Raw genomic sequence first — 15,028 nt, forward strand, 5'->3', positions numbered from 1 at the left:
GCAGGCAGCGGCGGCGGCAACCAGCCCCCATTGGCATAGGCAACGAAAGCGGGAGGACAGCGTATCTCATGGTCAAAACAGCCGCTATCGTTTATTGTTTTGATTTTAATTTTCGTTAAAAATAATCAACTTCAACTCCGTCATTTCCTCGATCGCATAGCGAATCCCTTCGCGGCCAAACCCGCTTTCTTTCACGCCGCCGTATGGCATATGGTCAACGCGGAACGTCGGGATGTCGTTGATCAGCACGCCGCCGACGTGCAGTTGTTTCGCTGCTTTCCACGCGGTATGGACGTTGTCTGTATACACCCCTGCCTGCAAGCCGTAACGCGAGTCGTTGACCAACTCAATGGCTTCATCGATCGAACGGATGCGGTTGATCAAGACGATCGGGGCGAACACTTCTTGGCACGACACTTTCATCGTCGGTTCGGCGTCCACAATGACCGTCGGGAGCAAGATGTTGCCGTCGCGCTCGCCGCCAAGAACGACGCTGGCGCCGCCTTGTTTCGCCTCTTCGATCCAAGAGAGCGCCCGGTCGACGTCGTTTGGCGTAATTAAGGCCGACACGTCGGTGTTCGGGTCAAGCGGATCGCCTGTTTTCAACTGTTTCGCGGCCGAGACAAACTTTTCGACGAACTCATCATAACGATTCTCATGCACGTAAATGCGCTGGAGCGAAATGCATACTTGCCCTTGGAACGTAAACGCGCCAAATACGCAGCGCGGGATGATGCGGTCAAGATCGACCTGTTCATCGACGATCACGGCCGAGTTCGAGCCGAGCTCGAGCGTCACCCGCTTTAAGCCCGCCTTATTGCGGATCGCGATGCCGACTTCCGGGCTGCCGGTGAAGGTGATCATGCTGATGCGCGAGTCGGTGACGATTTTGTCGCCGACCGTGCGGCCGCTTCCGGTGACGACGTTGAGCGCCCCTTTCGGCAAACCGGCTTTTTCGAACAATTCGGCGATAAAATAGGCGGACAGCGGCGTTTGGCTGGCTGGTTTTAACACAACTGTGTTGCCCGAGGCGATGGCCGGGCCAAGTTTATGGGCGACCAAGTTCATCGGAAAGTTAAACGGCGTGATCGCCCCGATGACGCCGATCGGTTCGTGGACCGTCAAGGCAATGCGGTTTTCCCCGCCCGGCGCGGCGTCAAGCGGCAGCGTTTCCCCATGAATGCGCTTCGCTTCTTCGGCGGCGAATTTGTACGTTTGAATCGTGCGGGCGACTTCCCCTTTCGCCGTGGTGATCGGTTTGGCTGCTTCCAGCGCGATCAACCTTGCCGCTTCTTCCTGCCGCGCTTTCAGCTGCTCGACAACCCGCTCTAAAATGGCGGCCCGCTCATGAGCAGGCATAGCGGCCATCGTTTGCCGCGCGGCGTACGCCGCCGCGATCGCTTCGTCAACTTCTTCTTCCGATGCAGCCGGGATTTCGGCGATCGTCTCGCGTGAATACGGTGATTTCAATTCAGTGTAAGACTTCCCTTCCCGCCATTCGCCGTTGATGTATAGCTTCTGTTTCTGCACCGCGGTTGGCATCTTTTCACCCTTCCCTTCTTTTAAGCACGCGGCCGAAATTTTCCCCTTCAGTATATGTCCCGCATGCCCTGTTTATTTGTTTCATTCGCCATCGCGCGTGAAAATCCTTCCACTTGTCCTTTGTTTACGAAAGCCGTCCGTTGCCATGCAGCGCCATCATTCGCCTCTCTCGTTACGGGTGACGTTCCCCTCCCCTCTCTATGATAACACTCCGTCGCTCGGTTTGCCGCCAAACTGCTTGCCCCTATTCGCGGAAAGACAAGCAACATAGCCCTTGGTCACCGGCCGCCCAACGTTCGGCGCAACATTTCCTCAGCTAACCGTTCAGCCCCGCAAGGCATGATGATGGCTTTCTAATTCCTCCTTCTCCTATGTTTTTGTTGTATGATAAAAGCAGCCAAAAATAGTGTAGAAGGAGATTTGGAAATGAACATCAAAACACTCATCGACCTCACCATGCCGATCACGGCCCAAACTCCGGTGTACCCGGGGGATCCGAAGCCGAAAATCGAACCGGCGGCGACGTTCGCCCAAGACGGCTATCACGTCAGCCGCTTGGTGCTTGGGTCGCACAGCGGCACGCATGTGGATGCGCCGTTTCACTTTTACGAACACGGTTGGCGGCTCGATGACGTGCCGCTCACGTATTTTCTTGGCCGCGGTGTGGTCGTTGAGGCCAGAGGAAAACAAGACGGCGAAGCGGTGACGATCAAAGATGCCGCCCCGTATCTCCCGCAGCTGTCGCCGGGGACGATCGTTCTTTTTCACACCGGTTGGTCGCGCTATGCCGGAACGGAGCGGTATTTCCGCCATCCGTACGTTGCGCCGGATGTGATTGAAGCGATGCTTGAACGCGGCGTGCGGACGTTTTTCATCGATGCCTTGAACATCGATCCGCCCGACGGCTCGTCGTTCCGCGCCCACGAACTTATTCTTGGCGCCAACGGGGTGATCGGAGAAAATTTCGTGAACTTCGAGCGAATCGATTTTGATGACCCGTATATTATTGCCCTCCCTCTTTCCTTGCCTAGCTGCGACGGTTCGCCTGTTCGGGCGGTGGCAGTGCAGTGGGCGTAACAAAGAAGGATGATGCAACCAAACGCCCCGCACATGCTTTGCGCGGGGCGCGGCCTTGGGCTATTTGAGCCATTTGATCACTTTCGCCGGGTTTCCGCCAACGACCGCGTTAGCGGGGACATCTTTTGTCACGACCGCCCCTGAGGCAATGACAGCGTTGTCGCCGATCGTGACGCCCGGATTGATGACGGCCCGCCCGCCGATCCAGACGTTATGGCCGATCACAACCGGCTTTCCGTACTCCAACCCGGAATTTCGTTCGTGCGGATCGAGCGGGTGAGTCGCCGTATAAATGTGCACACCGGGACCGATGAAGCAATGGTCGCCGATTCGCACTTCACATACATCCAAAATCACGCCATCAAAGTTCATAAAAAAGTTTTCGCCGACGTGAATGTTATAGCCGTAGTCGCAGCGGAAGTTCGGCTCGATAAACAGCCGTTCTCCCGTTGAACCGAACAGTTCTTTGAGCAGAGCGGTTCGCTTTTCATATTCCGTTTCCAACGTTTCATTATACAAACGAACGAGCCGCCGCGCCCGCTCCCGCTCCTTGACGAGCTCCGGATCAGCAGGATTGTACAAGTGTCCCGCCACCATCTTTTCTTTTTCGGTTTTCATCGAACCCCTCCAACATTTCATGCATTCGTTTCAAAACTCCATGGAATGATCTTATCGTCCTTCAGAAAAACCGTTCCCTGTCATCGTTTCGATGCGCACGCCTTCCCGATAATAGGCCTCCATCACATCCTTTGGCACCATGCTTCCGCCTGTCGCCCAGCCAATATGGACGGCGTTTTTCATCTTTTCTTTCAAACCGTTTGCCTCTACGTACGTTTGCCCCGCCAAATCACGAAACAGCCGAACAGGCCCCGCCACCCCCGCCAAGGCGGACGGCTCTAAATAGATTTCCTCCGTTTCCACCATCGCCGCGAGCAAGCGGTAAAGCGTCGCATCGTCCACCGTATAGACGCCGCTGATGACGTTCTCAAGCATGTTCCCCACCAGCCGCGACGGCCGCCCCACCGCCAGCCCGTCCGCTTCGGTCTTATTGTCGAGGCCAAAATCTTGCACCGACACGCGGTCGTGCTCTCCTGTCATCAACCCAAGCAGCATGCAAGGCGAATGCGTCGGCTCAGCGAAAAAGCAATGCACATGATCGCCGTACACGAGCTTCAGCCCAAACGTCACCCCGCCCGGACCGCCGCCGACGCCGCAAGGAAGATACACAAAGAGCGGATGGGTTTCATCAACCGTGATGTTCATGTCCTCTAATTGCTTTTTCAGCCGAAACGCCGCCACCGCATAGCCTAAAAACAGATGGATCGAGTTCTCATCATCGATAAAATACGACGTTGGATCCTCGGCGGACTGTCTTCGCGCCTCTTCCACCACCTGGTTGTAATCGGTGAGATGTTCGATGACGGTGACCCCTTTGCTTCGCAACAAGTCTTTTTTCCATTGTTTCGCATCGGCTGACATATGAACGGTGACGCGGAACCCAAGCTTTGCCCCGATGATGCCGATGCTCAAGCCTAAATTTCCCGTCGAACCGACGACAAGCGAATAGCGGGAAAAGAATTGCCGGAATTCTTCGCTGTCCATGACCGCATAGTCGTCTCCTATGGTGATCATCCCGTTGGCGAGCGCGAGGTCTTCCGCATGTTTCAGAACCTCATAGATTCCCCCTCTCGCTTTGATCGACCCGGAAATCGGGAGATGGCTGTCGCATTTTAGCAACAGCTCCCCCTCGATGTTTGTCTGAAACATCTTTTCCAAACGCCGTTGCATGTTCGGAATCCGGACTAAAGGGGATTCGATGATGCCATGGGCTGGCTGCGTCTCGGGAAAAACTTTCGCGATGTAGGGGGCAAAGCGGCGCAATCGTTCTTCCGCCTCCTTGACATCGCGTTCGCGTAAAGGAATCGTTCGAATAGCTTGCGCAAACGCGTGATATTTTGGATTGCGCCAAAACACCTCTTCGGCCGCCATGATCGTTTTAAGCAGCGGGAATTCCTTTATCCACTTTTGGATTTCGTTTTTGGTCATCATGCACCATTCTCTCCCATGCGTGTTTGTCGTTTCGCACCCTGGGCGGATGCCGGTCCAAAGTCCGCTTCATTGTTTGTCGAACCGTTTACCTCCAGTCTCGCGAAAACCGCTTCCATTGTCAATGGGGAGGAAGGAAAATGGTTTGTGGGCGACATTCAGGAGTGATCCCCAGCCTCGTCGGAACGGCCAAGCAAGGTGCGATCTGCTTTGAAAAACGCCTGTCTTTCCATTATGATGAAAGAGGCAAACCATATCGTGGAGATGATGATCATGGACAATCGCCGCGGTTTATCGCTTTTGTTTCTCGTGATGTTTTTGGTCATGGCCGGGTTTGGCATTATTATCCCTGTCCTTCCATTTTACGCAGAAACAATCGGCGCGACGCCAACGCAGCTCGGCTGGTTGATGGCCGTTTATTCGCTCATGCAATTTTTATTTGCGCCGATGTGGGGGAATTTATCGGACCGCTATGGACGAAAGCCGATGCTGCTTGTCGGCATTTTCGGTTTGGCCCTTTCGTTTTTCTTGCTCGCCGTCGCGACAAAACTTTGGATGTTGTTTGCCGCTCGCATCATCGGCGGATGTCTATCGGCGGCCACGATGCCGGCCGCTATGGCGTACGTCGCAGATGTGACAACGGAAGAAGACCGGGGCAAAGGAATGGGGATGATCGGAGCGGCCGTTGGGCTTGGATTCATTTTCGGACCGGGGATCGGCGGCGTGTTCTCGAAAGCGAGCTTAACCGCTCCGTTTTGGATGGCAGGCAGCTTGGCGCTCTTGACCGCTCTATTCGTTTTCGTTTTCTTGCATGAGTCGCTTCCGAGAGAAAAACGAGCGAACACACAGGGGAAACGGCCATCGCTCACGGCTGCTCTTCGAAGCCCTTTGGCACGCCTATACATGTTGCAGCTCATCGTCACGTTTTCCCTCGCTGGACTTGAAGCGACGTTCGCCTATTTTGCCGCTGAACGAGCGGGGCTTTCGTCGACGGAACTTGGCTACATCTTTATGATCATGGGGCTTGCAGGGGCCATCGTCCAAGGAGGGTTGCTTGGAAAACTGATCCGCTCATTCGGGGAAGGCGCTGTCATTCGTGTCGGGCTGTTCCTGTCAGCAGTTGGCTTTTTTCTCATTTTATTCGTTCACAGCTTTTGGACAGCCGCGCTCTATTTAACGATTTTCGGCATTGGAAACGGCGTTATTCGCCCATGTGTCTCCGCCTTGTTAACGAAACATACGACCGATGGCCAAGGAAGCGCAACAGGCGTCTTATCCTCGTTCGATTCGCTCGGCCGCATTGGCGGCCCGGCGATCGCCGGCTGGCTGTTTACCTTAAAGTCCAGTTTGCCATATATGTCAGGGATTGTGCTAACATTCATTTCCTTTGCTGTTTTTCAATCGTTTCAACGAACGATGATGCAAAAAGACTCGGCCCTTTGACACAGAGGAGGATGGGGGTAGAAAAGCACCGATTTATTCCCAGTTACACTCACGTATGGAAGTAAAGCTCTTATTCTAGGGTGATCAAAAATCAACGTCTGTACAGGAGGAGGACCGCCTTGAACATCGTTCCAATCAAACAATTGAACCGCGCCATGGTCAACCAGTTTTTCAACGACCATTGGGGAAGTCCGCAAATGGTTGTCTCGACCGGCATCTATACCTGCAGCGAGCTGGATGGATTTGCGGCTGTTGAGAATGGATCTCGGATCGTCGGGCTCATTACGTTTGTGATTTGCGGAAACGAATGCGAGATCATCTCGCTAGACAGCATAATGGAAAACCGCGGCATCGGCAGCGCCCTTTTGCATGAGGCAGAGGCATGGGCGAGACAACAAAGGTGCACGGCTGTTCAACTGATCACTACCAACGACAACTTGCATGCCCTTCGTTTCTATCAAAAGCGCGGCTATCAAATTGTGAACGTCTTTCCCAACGCTGTCGACAAGGCGCGACAAATCAAGCCAAACATTCCGAAAACAAGTCCTGACGGCATTCCTATTCGAGATGAGTTGTTGCTGGTCAAATCACTGGTGTGACACGAGGTGATGATGACGCCGCATCGAAAAAGAAGCACCGGCCTTCTCCCAAGACCGGTGCTTCTTTGTTTTGAACAACCCTCCACCTATGACGCCAGCCGCGAGGAGCGTCAAATTTCGGCGGCGATATGATACATGTAATAGACCCCATAGGCGATGCTGATGAGGGAGACGGTTTTCACGATCCATTGATTCATGACTTGCTGTTTCGCTTTCATCCAAACAAACGGAATCCCGAGAAACGTCGTGAACAGCATCATGCCGATGACCGTTCCTAGGCCAAAAATCAAAATAAAAGCAAGAGCCATCCAAGTTCCTTTGACCGTCGTCATCGTCAACAACACCATTCCTGCGCTGCCGGCTAAACCGTGGACGATGCCGATCAATGTCGATTTCACATGCAAATGATGAATATCGCCTTGGTGACGATGATCCAGCCTCATTGTCGAACGGAAACTAGCAATTCCTAGAATAACGATCATGATGCCGACGCCCATTTCAAGATAAGAAGCAATCTGTTCAGGAATTTGCCGCTCAAAGGCGATCATCGCCATCCCGACGACAAGCAGCGTCAACGTATGGCCGATTCCCCAAAACATGCCGGCCAGCGATGAAAGAGACAGTTTTTTCGTCCGGCTGGCAATGGTCGAAACGGCAATGACGTGATCCGGTTCCGTCGCATGCTTCATTCCTAGCAACAATCCAAACAAGAGCACAGGCCATATCGATCCCATTGTCTTCATCCTTTCCCTTCTCAATATTTCCTCCAGCAGACTGGCGCTTTCTCACCGCATTGTTGGCGAATGAACTGTTGGACGCGTTGGAATATCGCTTCGATGACCGATGTTTCATACGCCAATATACGTACAGAAAAGCCTGGAACGGCCGCCGCTGAAAAACCGCAGCGAACCTCTTGCGGCATCTCTTCCATGAATTGGTTGAACTGTTCTAACACTTCCTTTGTGATAAACGGAGAAAGAGCCACGAATGATCCGACATGCGTGTAGCCGCCGAGCTGCAGCATGCTCGTTAAGTGCTGCCGCGAGTCCAAGTACAGATGATCAAACAGAACGAGCGCCTCGTCTTGATACACCTTCAGTTTCGAGCGAATCCAATCATAGCGGAACAGCTCGCCGCTTTCCGACCATCCAGGTGTGATGATTTCGCCATAAACGAACGTGGAGCTTGGCGTGATGTACACCGTCGTTTCTTGATAAAAGCGCGCATGCTCATAGGCGATCGTCGGGTCGGGGAAATATTCAAGTACGCTTTGCTCCCCAAGTGACAATCGTGTATACTGCCTTACAGGCGTTGAAGGAGTTTTGTAGATTTTCGCCGCCGACTGGGTCGTCACCATCAACCGGGCGCTGGGCTCGAGGAAGATTTCCATATCATATGAATCCCCATCGACATACCCGCCGCCCACGTGGACAAGATATAACGTCGGATGAGCCGGGTCGAGGTAAACAGGACGCATCAGTTTCAGCGCCCCTTCACTATAGTTGTCCAAAATGACGGTGCGGCCGTTTTTCACGACCGCTGTACATCGCAAACGCCCCGTCCAGCTCATTCTTCCAGCCCTGCCAGCAGCACCTGTTTTTCGATCCAATCCACAACGTCAAAAAGACCAATCTCTTCTTTTAAATTCGTAAAAATGACCGGCTTCGCCCCTCGCGCTGCTTTGGCGTCCCGTTCCATCACTTCCAGACTGGCGCCGACGTAAGGGGCAAGGTCGATTTTGTTGATCACGAGCAAATCCGACTTAATCATCCCTTGCCCGCCTTTGCGCGGAATTTTCTCCCCTTGGGCGACGTCGATGACATAAATGGAGAAATCGACCAACTCCGGGCTGAAGGTCGCCGCCAAGTTATCGCCGCCGCTCTCGATCAAAATGAGTTCCACATCTGGATGGCGCCGTTTCAGTTCATCAATGGCCGCAAAATTCATTGATGCGTCTTCGCGAATGGCCGTATGCGGGCACCCGCCCGTTTCGACGCCGATAATCCGGTCTTCCGGCAGAACGCTATGTTTGATTAAAAACTGGGCATCTTCCTTTGTATAAATATCATTCGTAATGACCGCGATGCTAAAACGGCGATGCATCGCCCGCGTCAGCTTCTCGACAAGCATCGTTTTGCCGGCGCCGACCGGGCCGCCGATGCCGATTCGTACCGGTTCCATTCTGGATTCTCCCTTCTCTGTCCTTCTTTCGTTCCACGTCAAACAAGATTTACGACATAAACAATCGAACAGGAAGACGTTCATGCTGCATTTGTGCAATTTCCAGACCAACGGCTGCCGCTCCGAGCTCCTCTTCGTCGAGCGTCTCGATGATGCTTGCGGCATGAATCAAATATGGCTGCACCATGACAAGAAGCTTTTGCCCGTCCGTTTGACCGAGGGGGATGCCGCGGACCGCGTTTTGCACCATCGTTTGTACGGAAGCAAACAAATACGTCAGCACCGTCGTTTGTTTGGCTGCTCCGATTTTGCGGCCAACCGCCGCAAACACAATGGCCGGATGAATGGACCGCGTCGTTTGCACGATCTCATCCAATTCATCGACTCCGTAAATGTCGCGGCACAGTTTCCATAAGCGCCCCCCAATCATTCTCGTTCCTTCTCGCGTTTCCTTCGCCAAGCAGAGAGCAAACAGCGTGTCGTTCAGCCGCCGCAGTCCTTCCATACGGTCGACTTCCAACTGCTCATAGGCGATCCGGCACGCCAATCCATCCGTATACGTCAGCTGGGTCTGAATATAAGCGACAAGCACATCGCCAAACGTTTTGGCATCGCCAATTTGTTCATGGTACATGTATGTTTCAAACCCAAAGGAATGGGAAAATGCTCCAGACGGAAAATTCGAATCGGAGAGCTGCAGCAGCCACAACAACTGTTGGTCAGTCATGGCGATGCCCGATATGGCGGAACGCTTGTTTTACTTTCCGTTTTTCCCTCTTGTACGGGATGCCGAGTTGCTGGAGCAGCTCTTCGACTAAATAGTCGTATTGGACGAGCATTTCCCCTTCCTCGAATTGGGCGGGCAAGTGGCGGTTGCCGAGCTGATGAGCAATCTCCCCCATTTGTTTCATGGAAACAGGCTGGATGACAAGCAAATCATCGGGAAGAACGGATACGACAATGGCATTATGCTCATCCATCCATAACACATCTCCGTCTACCAATTCTTTCGCTTCTTTCAAGCGAATGCCAATCTCCCTCCCGTGGTCGGTCACCACCCGCTGAATTCGTTTTACTAAATCATCGCTTGGCATGTACACCCGTTCGATGTGCGGGGGGAGAGAAGAAAGAGCTCGAATGTTGCCGATAACCGTTTCTACAATCATCATCATCACCTCAAAATAGAAAATATCGTTGCGCCATGGCCACAACTTCAGCCGGTTCGCACGTGATGAGCCGCCCATCGACCTTCACTTCATACGTTTGCGGATCGACATCGATTTGAGGCATGGCGTTGTTGAACACCATATCGTGTTTCGTTAACGAACGAATGTTTCCAACCGGTTTGACGATTTTGTGCAATCGCAGTTTGTCAGGGACGCCGCGTTCGAACGCCGCTTTGGACAAAAACGTAATGGACGTTTTCGCGACGGCGGCGCCATAGTTGGCGAACATCGGGCGGTACAGAGCGGGCTGCGGCGTCGGAATGCTGGCGTTCGGGTCGCCCATCACGCTGTAGGCGATCATCCCGCCTTTGATGACGAGCTCAGGCTTGACCCCGAAAAAAGCGGGATGCCAAACGACCAAATCTGCGAATTTTCCGACTTCGACTGACCCGACATACTCCGCGATGCCATGAGTGATAGCCGGGTTGATCGTATATTTGGCTACGTACCGTTTGACGCGGACATTATCGCCTCGCCCCGTTTCCTCCGGCAAGCGGCCAAACTGTTTTTTCATTTTGTCGGCCGTTTGCCACGTACGTAAAATGACTTCACCGACCCGTCCCATCGCTTGCGAGTCGGAACTGATCATGCTGAAGGCGCCGATGTCGTGCAAAATGTCTTCTGCCGCGATCGTTTCTTTGCGGATGCGCGAATCAGCAAAGGCAATGTCTTCTGGAACGGACGGATCTAAATGATGACACACCATTAACATATCTAAATGCTCATCGAGCGTGTTTTTCGTATACGGCCGCGTCGGGTTCGTGGAAGAAGGCAAAATGTTCGGGAAGCTGGCGACTTTCATAATATCGGGCGCATGTCCGCCTCCCGCCCCTTCCGTATGGTATGTATGAATGACGCGTCCGTTAATGGCCTTCAATGTATGCTCGACAAACCCGCCTTCATTCAACGTATCGGTATGAATGGCGACTTGCACATCGTACTCATCAGCCACTTGCAAGCACGCATCAATCGCTGCCGCCGTCGTTCCCCAGTCTTCATGAAGCTTAAGTCCCACCGCGCCCGCGCGCACTTGCTCCGCGATCGGCTCTTTCGCCGACGCGTTGCCTTTTCCTAAAAACCCAAGATTCATTGGGAACGCTTCGGCGGCTTCAAGCATCCGGTAAATATTCCACTCTCCCGGCGTGCACGTCGTGGCATTCGTTCCGGTCGCCGGCCCGGTCCCGCCGCCAATCATCGTCGTAATGCCGGATGACAGGGCGGTTTCGATTTGCTGCGGGCAAATGAAATGGATATGGGCATCCACTCCTCCAGCGGTCACGATTTTCCCTTCGGCCGCGATCACTTCCGTTGAGGCGCCGATGACAATATTGACGCCGTCCATTAACAGCGGATTCCCCGCCTTGCCGATGGCGGCGATGTTTCCATCTTTGACCCCGATATCGGCTTTGTAAATGCCGGTGTAATCAACGATGACGGCGTTCGTCAACACTAAATCGACCGCTTCGTCGCGGACAGCGAGCGGATGCTGCCCCATCCCGTCGCGAATCACCTTCCCGCCGCCGAATTTCACTTCATCGCCGTAAACGGTATAGTCATGCTCAATTTCAATCCATAAGTCTGTGTCCGCCAACCGGATGCAGTCCCCGGTCGTCGGTCCAAACATATCCGCGTATTGCCGTCTTGACATGGAAAAACTCATTCTCTTGCTCCCTCCTTCCCGTTGTTATCAAGCGGACCGTTGACCATATTGTTTAGTCCGTACACCCGGCGCTTGCCGGAGAACGGGACGAGCTCCACTTGCTTCGCATCCCCGGGTTCAAAACGGACCGCTGTCCCGGCTGGGATGTTCAAATGTTTTCCGTATGCGGCCTGTCGGTCAAATTCGAGAAACGAATTGACTTCAAAAAAGTGAAAATGGGAACCGACCTGCACCGGGCGGTCGCCGCGGTTTATGACCGTCAGCTTCGTAACCGGCTTTTGCCGGTTGCACACAATCGGTTCGTCGCGCAATCGGTATTCTCCTGGGATCATAAGATCACTCCTTTATCCACCTTCATCGGAATCGGCCGGCGCTATTACGACCGGATCGGCTGGTGGACCGTGACGAGTTTCGTGCCGTCCGGAAACGTCGCCTCGACTTGAATCTCGTCGATCATGTCAGCGACGCCTTCCATCACATCATCGCGCGTCAAAATCGTTGCGCCGTATTGCATCAACTCCGCCACCGTCCGCCCGTCGCGGGCTCCTTCCATCAGTTCATACGTAATGAGCGCCACCGCTTCCGGATAATTTAGCTTCAAGCCCCGCTCTTTCCGGCGGCGCGCCAAATCAGCGGCAACGACGATCAGCAGCTTTTCCTGTTCACGCGGAGTCAGTTTCACTCATCTCTTCCCCCCTCTTGAATGCTCCCGCCTATACTCGCAGGTTCAAAAAATCTCTCATTCGCTAACACCGCTGTCTGCTGCTTAAACAGCAAGAAACGATTGAATATAAGTCAAATCAGCCCCATCGACATCCCCTTTCGCCACGACAGCGCCGCGATCCAAAATATAGAAACGATCGGCACAAGAAAACGCCAGCTCCACGTTATGTTCGACCAATATGATGCCAACCTGCTTTTCTTTGGCAATTTTCATAATCGCATCATGAATCAACGCAACGATCGAGGGCTGAATGCCTTCCATCGGTTCATCAAGCAAGAGCAGTTTCGGCCGGCCGGCCAACGCGCGGGCAATGGCCAGCTGTTGCTGCTGTCCGCCGCTTAAATCTCCTCCTTTTCGCTGGCGCATCTCTTTTAAAATCGGGAACAGCGCGTACATTTCATCAAGGGTCGGCTGGGGACGGACTTTTTCGGCCTGCGCTTCCAGCCCGAGAAGAATATTTTCCTCCACCGTCAACGCCGAAAAAATTTCCCTCCCTTGCGGCACATAGCCGATCCCCGCTCGCGCCCGCCGCTCCGGCGGCCATCGCGTGATATCTTCCCCCTCCCATTCGATGACGCCTGACATCGGGCGAATCAACCCGATGATCGTTTTCATCAACGTCGTTTTTCCAACCCCGTTTCTGCCCAAGACCGCCGTCACCCGACCAAGAGGAACATCCATGTCAACATGATCGAGCACCACACTTCCGTCATAGCCAGCCGTTACATCCCGGAGGCGCAGCACGCGTTTTTCCCCCTTCCAAGGTACACATCGATCACTTGTTCGTTTTGCTGCACTTCATCCATCGATCCTTCGCACAATACTTTTCCTTCATGCATGACTGTCACTTGTTTGGAATAGCGGCGGACAAAGTCCATATCATGCTCGACAATAATGACCGCACAATGTTCGGCCATTTCATGGAGCCATTCCCCCGTGCGCTCCCGCTCCGCCGCACTCATGCCGGCGATCGGCTCATCCAATAGGAGGAGCTGCGGACGCTGAATGAGCTGCATGCCGATTTCCAACCACTGCTTTTGGCCATGAGACAGTGAGCCCGCTAAGCGATGACGTTCATCGAGCAATCCAATTTTCTCTAGCTGTGCTGCCATCATTTCTTTCTCTTCTCCAGTCAACTTCGCCCGCAAAACGGAACGCAGACGCCGATCTTGTCGCATGGCTAACTCCATATTTTCCCACACCGTCAAAAACGGAAAAATGGAAGGGCTTTGAAACTTCCGGGCGATGCCTATTTGCACGATCTCATATTCCGGCCGTTGCGTGATGTCATGGAAAAAAAACAGCACCCGCCCGTCCGTCGCTCTCGTCCGCCCGCAAATGACATCGAGCAGCGTCGTTTTTCCCGCTCCGTTCGGACCGATCAAAAATCGCACTTCATGGGGGTAAACCGCGAGATCGACGCCTTGCAAAGCGCGAAATCCATCGAAGTCAACGACGACGTCACGACACATCAACACGGGCTTCACGTTCATGCCCCCTTTTTTCTTTGATGCGAACGGCAGCGAGCGATTCATAAATGCCCGCCAATCCCTTCGGAACAAACAGCACAACAACGACAAACAAGGCGCCTAACAAAAGCAGCCATAGATCTGGATAATTTTCGCTTAAAAAGCTTTTCGCCGTGTTCATGACGATCGCGCCCATAATCGCGCCCATGAGCGAGTGGCGTCCGCCGACAGCAGCCCACAGCACCATTTCGATTGAAGGAATAATCCCCATCATCTCCGGGGAAATGAGCCCGACTTGCAGGACAAACAATGCGCCTGCCACTCCGGCAAAGGCGGCTGACAAACTATACACAAACACTTTATAGACGGTCGGATTAAACCCTAAAAAACGAACCCGATTTTCAGCGTCGCGAATGGCAATGAGCACTTTTCCTAGCCGACCAGTCGTTAGACGGCGCGTCATAACGAAAATGAGGGCAAGAACAGCTGCTGTCAGCCAATACAACACAATTTGCGTAAGCGGCGATGATAACGAAAAGCCGAACACGGTCGAAAAATTGGTCAAGCCGTTCGTTCCACCCGTCCATTCTTGCTTGCCGATAAACAGCGTAACAAACACGACAACAACCGCCTGGGAAAGGAGAGAAAAATAGACGCCTTGAATCCGATTTTTAAACGTGAAATAGCTTAATAGGGCAGCCAGCAATGCAGGCAAGACGATCGCTGCTATGACGGCCACGACAGGATGCGCAAACGGCTTCCAAAACCACGGCAGTTCGCGCACGCTGCTCCACTCCATAAAATCAGGCAAATGCCCTCGCGAAGCTTCGAGCTTCAAATACATCGCCATGCAATAAGCACCCAATCCAAAATACACCCCATGGCCGAGGCTCAAAATGCCGGTATATCCCCAAATGAGAGAAATGCCGACCGCCACGATGGCAAAGCAAAGAAATTTGCCAAGCAAAGACAGGCGAAACTCCGTTAAATAAAATGGCGCCAAAAACAAAGCAACGAAAAACAGCCAGTATCCCCAACGTTTGTTCACGATGCTTCCTCCC

17 protein-coding genes are annotated in these 15,028 nt (G+C 53.3%); 3 read left to right on the forward strand and 14 right to left on the reverse strand.

What is annotated here, in order from left to right:
- Positions 1–105: 105 nt before the first annotated feature.
- Entirely contained in the window at positions 106–1,542 is a 1,437-nt protein-coding gene (locus M493_RS09160) for an aldehyde dehydrogenase family protein (protein ID WP_020960044.1), read from the reverse strand.
- Between the two features lie 426 nt (positions 1,543–1,968).
- On the opposite strand from M493_RS09160, the gene M493_RS09165 reads away from it, so the two are divergent.
- The gene (locus tag M493_RS09165; protein WP_020960045.1) at positions 1,969–2,619 is read left to right on the forward strand and encodes a cyclase family protein; all 651 of its coding nucleotides are present in this window, start codon (positions 1,969–1,971) and stop codon (positions 2,617–2,619) included.
- 60 nt (positions 2,620–2,679) lie between these two features.
- Here the strand turns inward: M493_RS09165 and M493_RS09170 are convergent, their stop codons facing one another.
- Both M493_RS09170 and M493_RS09175 read right to left on the reverse strand, forming a co-directional pair.
- A complete protein-coding gene (locus M493_RS09170) occupies positions 2,680–3,237 on the reverse strand; it encodes a sugar O-acetyltransferase (protein WP_020960046.1) in 558 nt (185 codons plus the stop codon).
- 51 nt (positions 3,238–3,288) lie between these two features.
- A complete protein-coding gene (locus M493_RS09175) occupies positions 3,289–4,668 on the reverse strand; it encodes a D-serine ammonia-lyase (protein WP_020960047.1) in 1,380 nt (459 codons plus the stop codon).
- Positions 4,669–4,938: 270 nt separating this feature from the next.
- On the opposite strand from M493_RS09175, the gene M493_RS09180 reads away from it, so the two are divergent.
- Positions 4,939–6,108, forward strand: coding sequence for a tetracycline resistance MFS efflux pump (locus M493_RS09180; RefSeq protein WP_041267925.1), 1,170 nt, complete (start codon positions 4,939–4,941; stop codon positions 6,106–6,108).
- A 119-nt stretch (positions 6,109–6,227) separates the two neighbouring features.
- A complete protein-coding gene (locus M493_RS09185) occupies positions 6,228–6,707 on the forward strand; it encodes a GNAT family N-acetyltransferase (protein ID WP_020960049.1) in 480 nt (159 codons plus the stop codon).
- Positions 6,708–6,817: 110 nt separating this feature from the next.
- Here M493_RS09185 and M493_RS09190 read toward each other — a convergent pair whose 3' ends face one another.
- The 11 genes from M493_RS09190 to urtC all read right to left on the reverse strand — a co-directional run bounded on the left by M493_RS09190 (position 6,818) and on the right by urtC (position 15,018).
- Entirely contained in the window at positions 6,818–7,441 is a 624-nt protein-coding gene (locus M493_RS09190; protein WP_020960050.1) for an urease accessory protein UreH, read from the reverse strand.
- Between the two features lie 20 nt (positions 7,442–7,461).
- The gene (locus tag M493_RS09195; protein ID WP_011231412.1) at positions 7,462–8,277 is read right to left on the reverse strand and encodes an urease accessory protein UreD; all 816 of its coding nucleotides are present in this window, start codon (positions 8,275–8,277) and stop codon (positions 7,462–7,464) included.
- A complete protein-coding gene (gene ureG / locus M493_RS09200) occupies positions 8,274–8,888 on the reverse strand; it encodes an urease accessory protein UreG (RefSeq protein ID WP_011231413.1) in 615 nt (204 codons plus the stop codon). The genes M493_RS09195 and ureG overlap by 4 nt, the downstream gene beginning before the upstream one ends.
- A 49-nt stretch (positions 8,889–8,937) precedes the next feature.
- Complete coding sequence (locus tag M493_RS09205) at positions 8,938–9,615, reverse strand: urease accessory protein UreF (protein WP_020960051.1); 678 nt, start codon at positions 9,613–9,615, stop codon at positions 8,938–8,940.
- Positions 9,608–10,054 (reverse strand): urease accessory protein UreE, encoded by a 447-nt coding sequence (gene ureE, locus M493_RS09210; RefSeq protein ID WP_020960052.1) that lies wholly within the window; start codon positions 10,052–10,054, stop codon positions 9,608–9,610. The genes M493_RS09205 and ureE overlap by 8 nt, the downstream gene beginning before the upstream one ends.
- A gap of 10 nt (positions 10,055–10,064) precedes the next feature.
- Complete coding sequence (gene ureC / locus M493_RS09215; protein WP_020960053.1) at positions 10,065–11,774, reverse strand: urease subunit alpha; 1,710 nt, start codon at positions 11,772–11,774, stop codon at positions 10,065–10,067.
- Positions 11,771–12,106 carry an urease subunit beta gene (locus tag M493_RS09220; RefSeq protein ID WP_020960054.1) on the reverse strand — a complete coding sequence of 112 codons (336 nt, stop codon included), beginning with the start codon at positions 12,104–12,106 and terminating at the stop codon, positions 11,771–11,773. Before M493_RS09220 ends, ureC begins: the two co-directional genes overlap by 4 nt.
- A 44-nt stretch (positions 12,107–12,150) precedes the next feature.
- Positions 12,151–12,456: an urease subunit gamma gene (gene ureA, locus M493_RS09225; RefSeq protein ID WP_020755308.1), complete on the reverse strand. Its 306-nt coding sequence runs from the start codon at positions 12,454–12,456 to the stop codon at positions 12,151–12,153.
- Between the two features lie 84 nt (positions 12,457–12,540).
- On the reverse strand, positions 12,541–13,242 hold the full coding sequence (gene urtE / locus M493_RS09230) for an urea ABC transporter ATP-binding subunit UrtE (protein ID WP_020960055.1): 702 nt from the start codon (positions 13,240–13,242) through the stop codon (positions 12,541–12,543).
- Positions 13,221–13,985, reverse strand: coding sequence for an urea ABC transporter ATP-binding protein UrtD (gene urtD / locus M493_RS09235; protein WP_020960056.1), 765 nt, complete (start codon positions 13,983–13,985; stop codon positions 13,221–13,223). Before urtD ends, urtE begins: the two co-directional genes overlap by 22 nt.
- A complete protein-coding gene (urtC, locus tag M493_RS09240) occupies positions 13,960–15,018 on the reverse strand; it encodes an urea ABC transporter permease subunit UrtC (protein WP_041267926.1) in 1,059 nt (352 codons plus the stop codon). The genes urtD and urtC overlap by 26 nt, the downstream gene beginning before the upstream one ends.
- Positions 15,019–15,028 lie beyond the last annotated feature (10 nt).

Origin of the sequence: Geobacillus genomosp. 3 (genome assembly GCF_000445995.2) — a bacterium.
Lineage (GTDB): Bacteria > Bacillota > Bacilli > Bacillales > Anoxybacillaceae > Geobacillus.

What these genes read in the sequence shown, in the direction of transcription:
- ureC (WP_020960053.1), bottom strand. Translation starts at nt 11,774, where the DNA reads ATGAGTTTTTCCATGTCAAGACGGCAATACGCGGATATGTTTGGACCG.
- M493_RS09205 (WP_020960051.1), bottom strand. Translation starts at nt 9,615, where the DNA reads ATGACTGACCAACAGTTGTTGTGGCTGCTGCAGCTCTCCGATTCGAAT.
- M493_RS09160 (WP_020960044.1), bottom strand. Translation starts at nt 1,542, where the DNA reads ATGCCAACCGCGGTGCAGAAACAGAAGCTATACATCAACGGCGAATGG.
- M493_RS09190 (WP_020960050.1), bottom strand. Translation starts at nt 7,441, where the DNA reads ATGGGATCGATATGGCCTGTGCTCTTGTTTGGATTGTTGCTAGGAATG.
- M493_RS09195 (WP_011231412.1), bottom strand. Translation starts at nt 8,277, where the DNA reads ATGAGCTGGACGGGGCGTTTGCGATGTACAGCGGTCGTGAAAAACGGC.
- M493_RS09220 (WP_020960054.1), bottom strand. Translation starts at nt 12,106, where the DNA reads ATGATCCCAGGAGAATACCGATTGCGCGACGAACCGATTGTGTGCAAC.
- ureE (WP_020960052.1), bottom strand. Translation starts at nt 10,054, where the DNA reads ATGATTGTAGAAACGGTTATCGGCAACATTCGAGCTCTTTCTTCTCTC.
- M493_RS09175 (WP_020960047.1), bottom strand. Translation starts at nt 4,668, where the DNA reads ATGATGACCAAAAACGAAATCCAAAAGTGGATAAAGGAATTCCCGCTG.
- ureG (WP_011231413.1), bottom strand. Translation starts at nt 8,888, where the DNA reads ATGGAACCGGTACGAATCGGCATCGGCGGCCCGGTCGGCGCCGGCAAA.
- M493_RS09170 (WP_020960046.1), bottom strand. Translation starts at nt 3,237, where the DNA reads ATGAAAACCGAAAAAGAAAAGATGGTGGCGGGACACTTGTACAATCCT.
- M493_RS09180 (WP_041267925.1), top strand. Translation starts at nt 4,939, where the DNA reads ATGGACAATCGCCGCGGTTTATCGCTTTTGTTTCTCGTGATGTTTTTG.
- M493_RS09165 (WP_020960045.1), top strand. Translation starts at nt 1,969, where the DNA reads ATGAACATCAAAACACTCATCGACCTCACCATGCCGATCACGGCCCAA.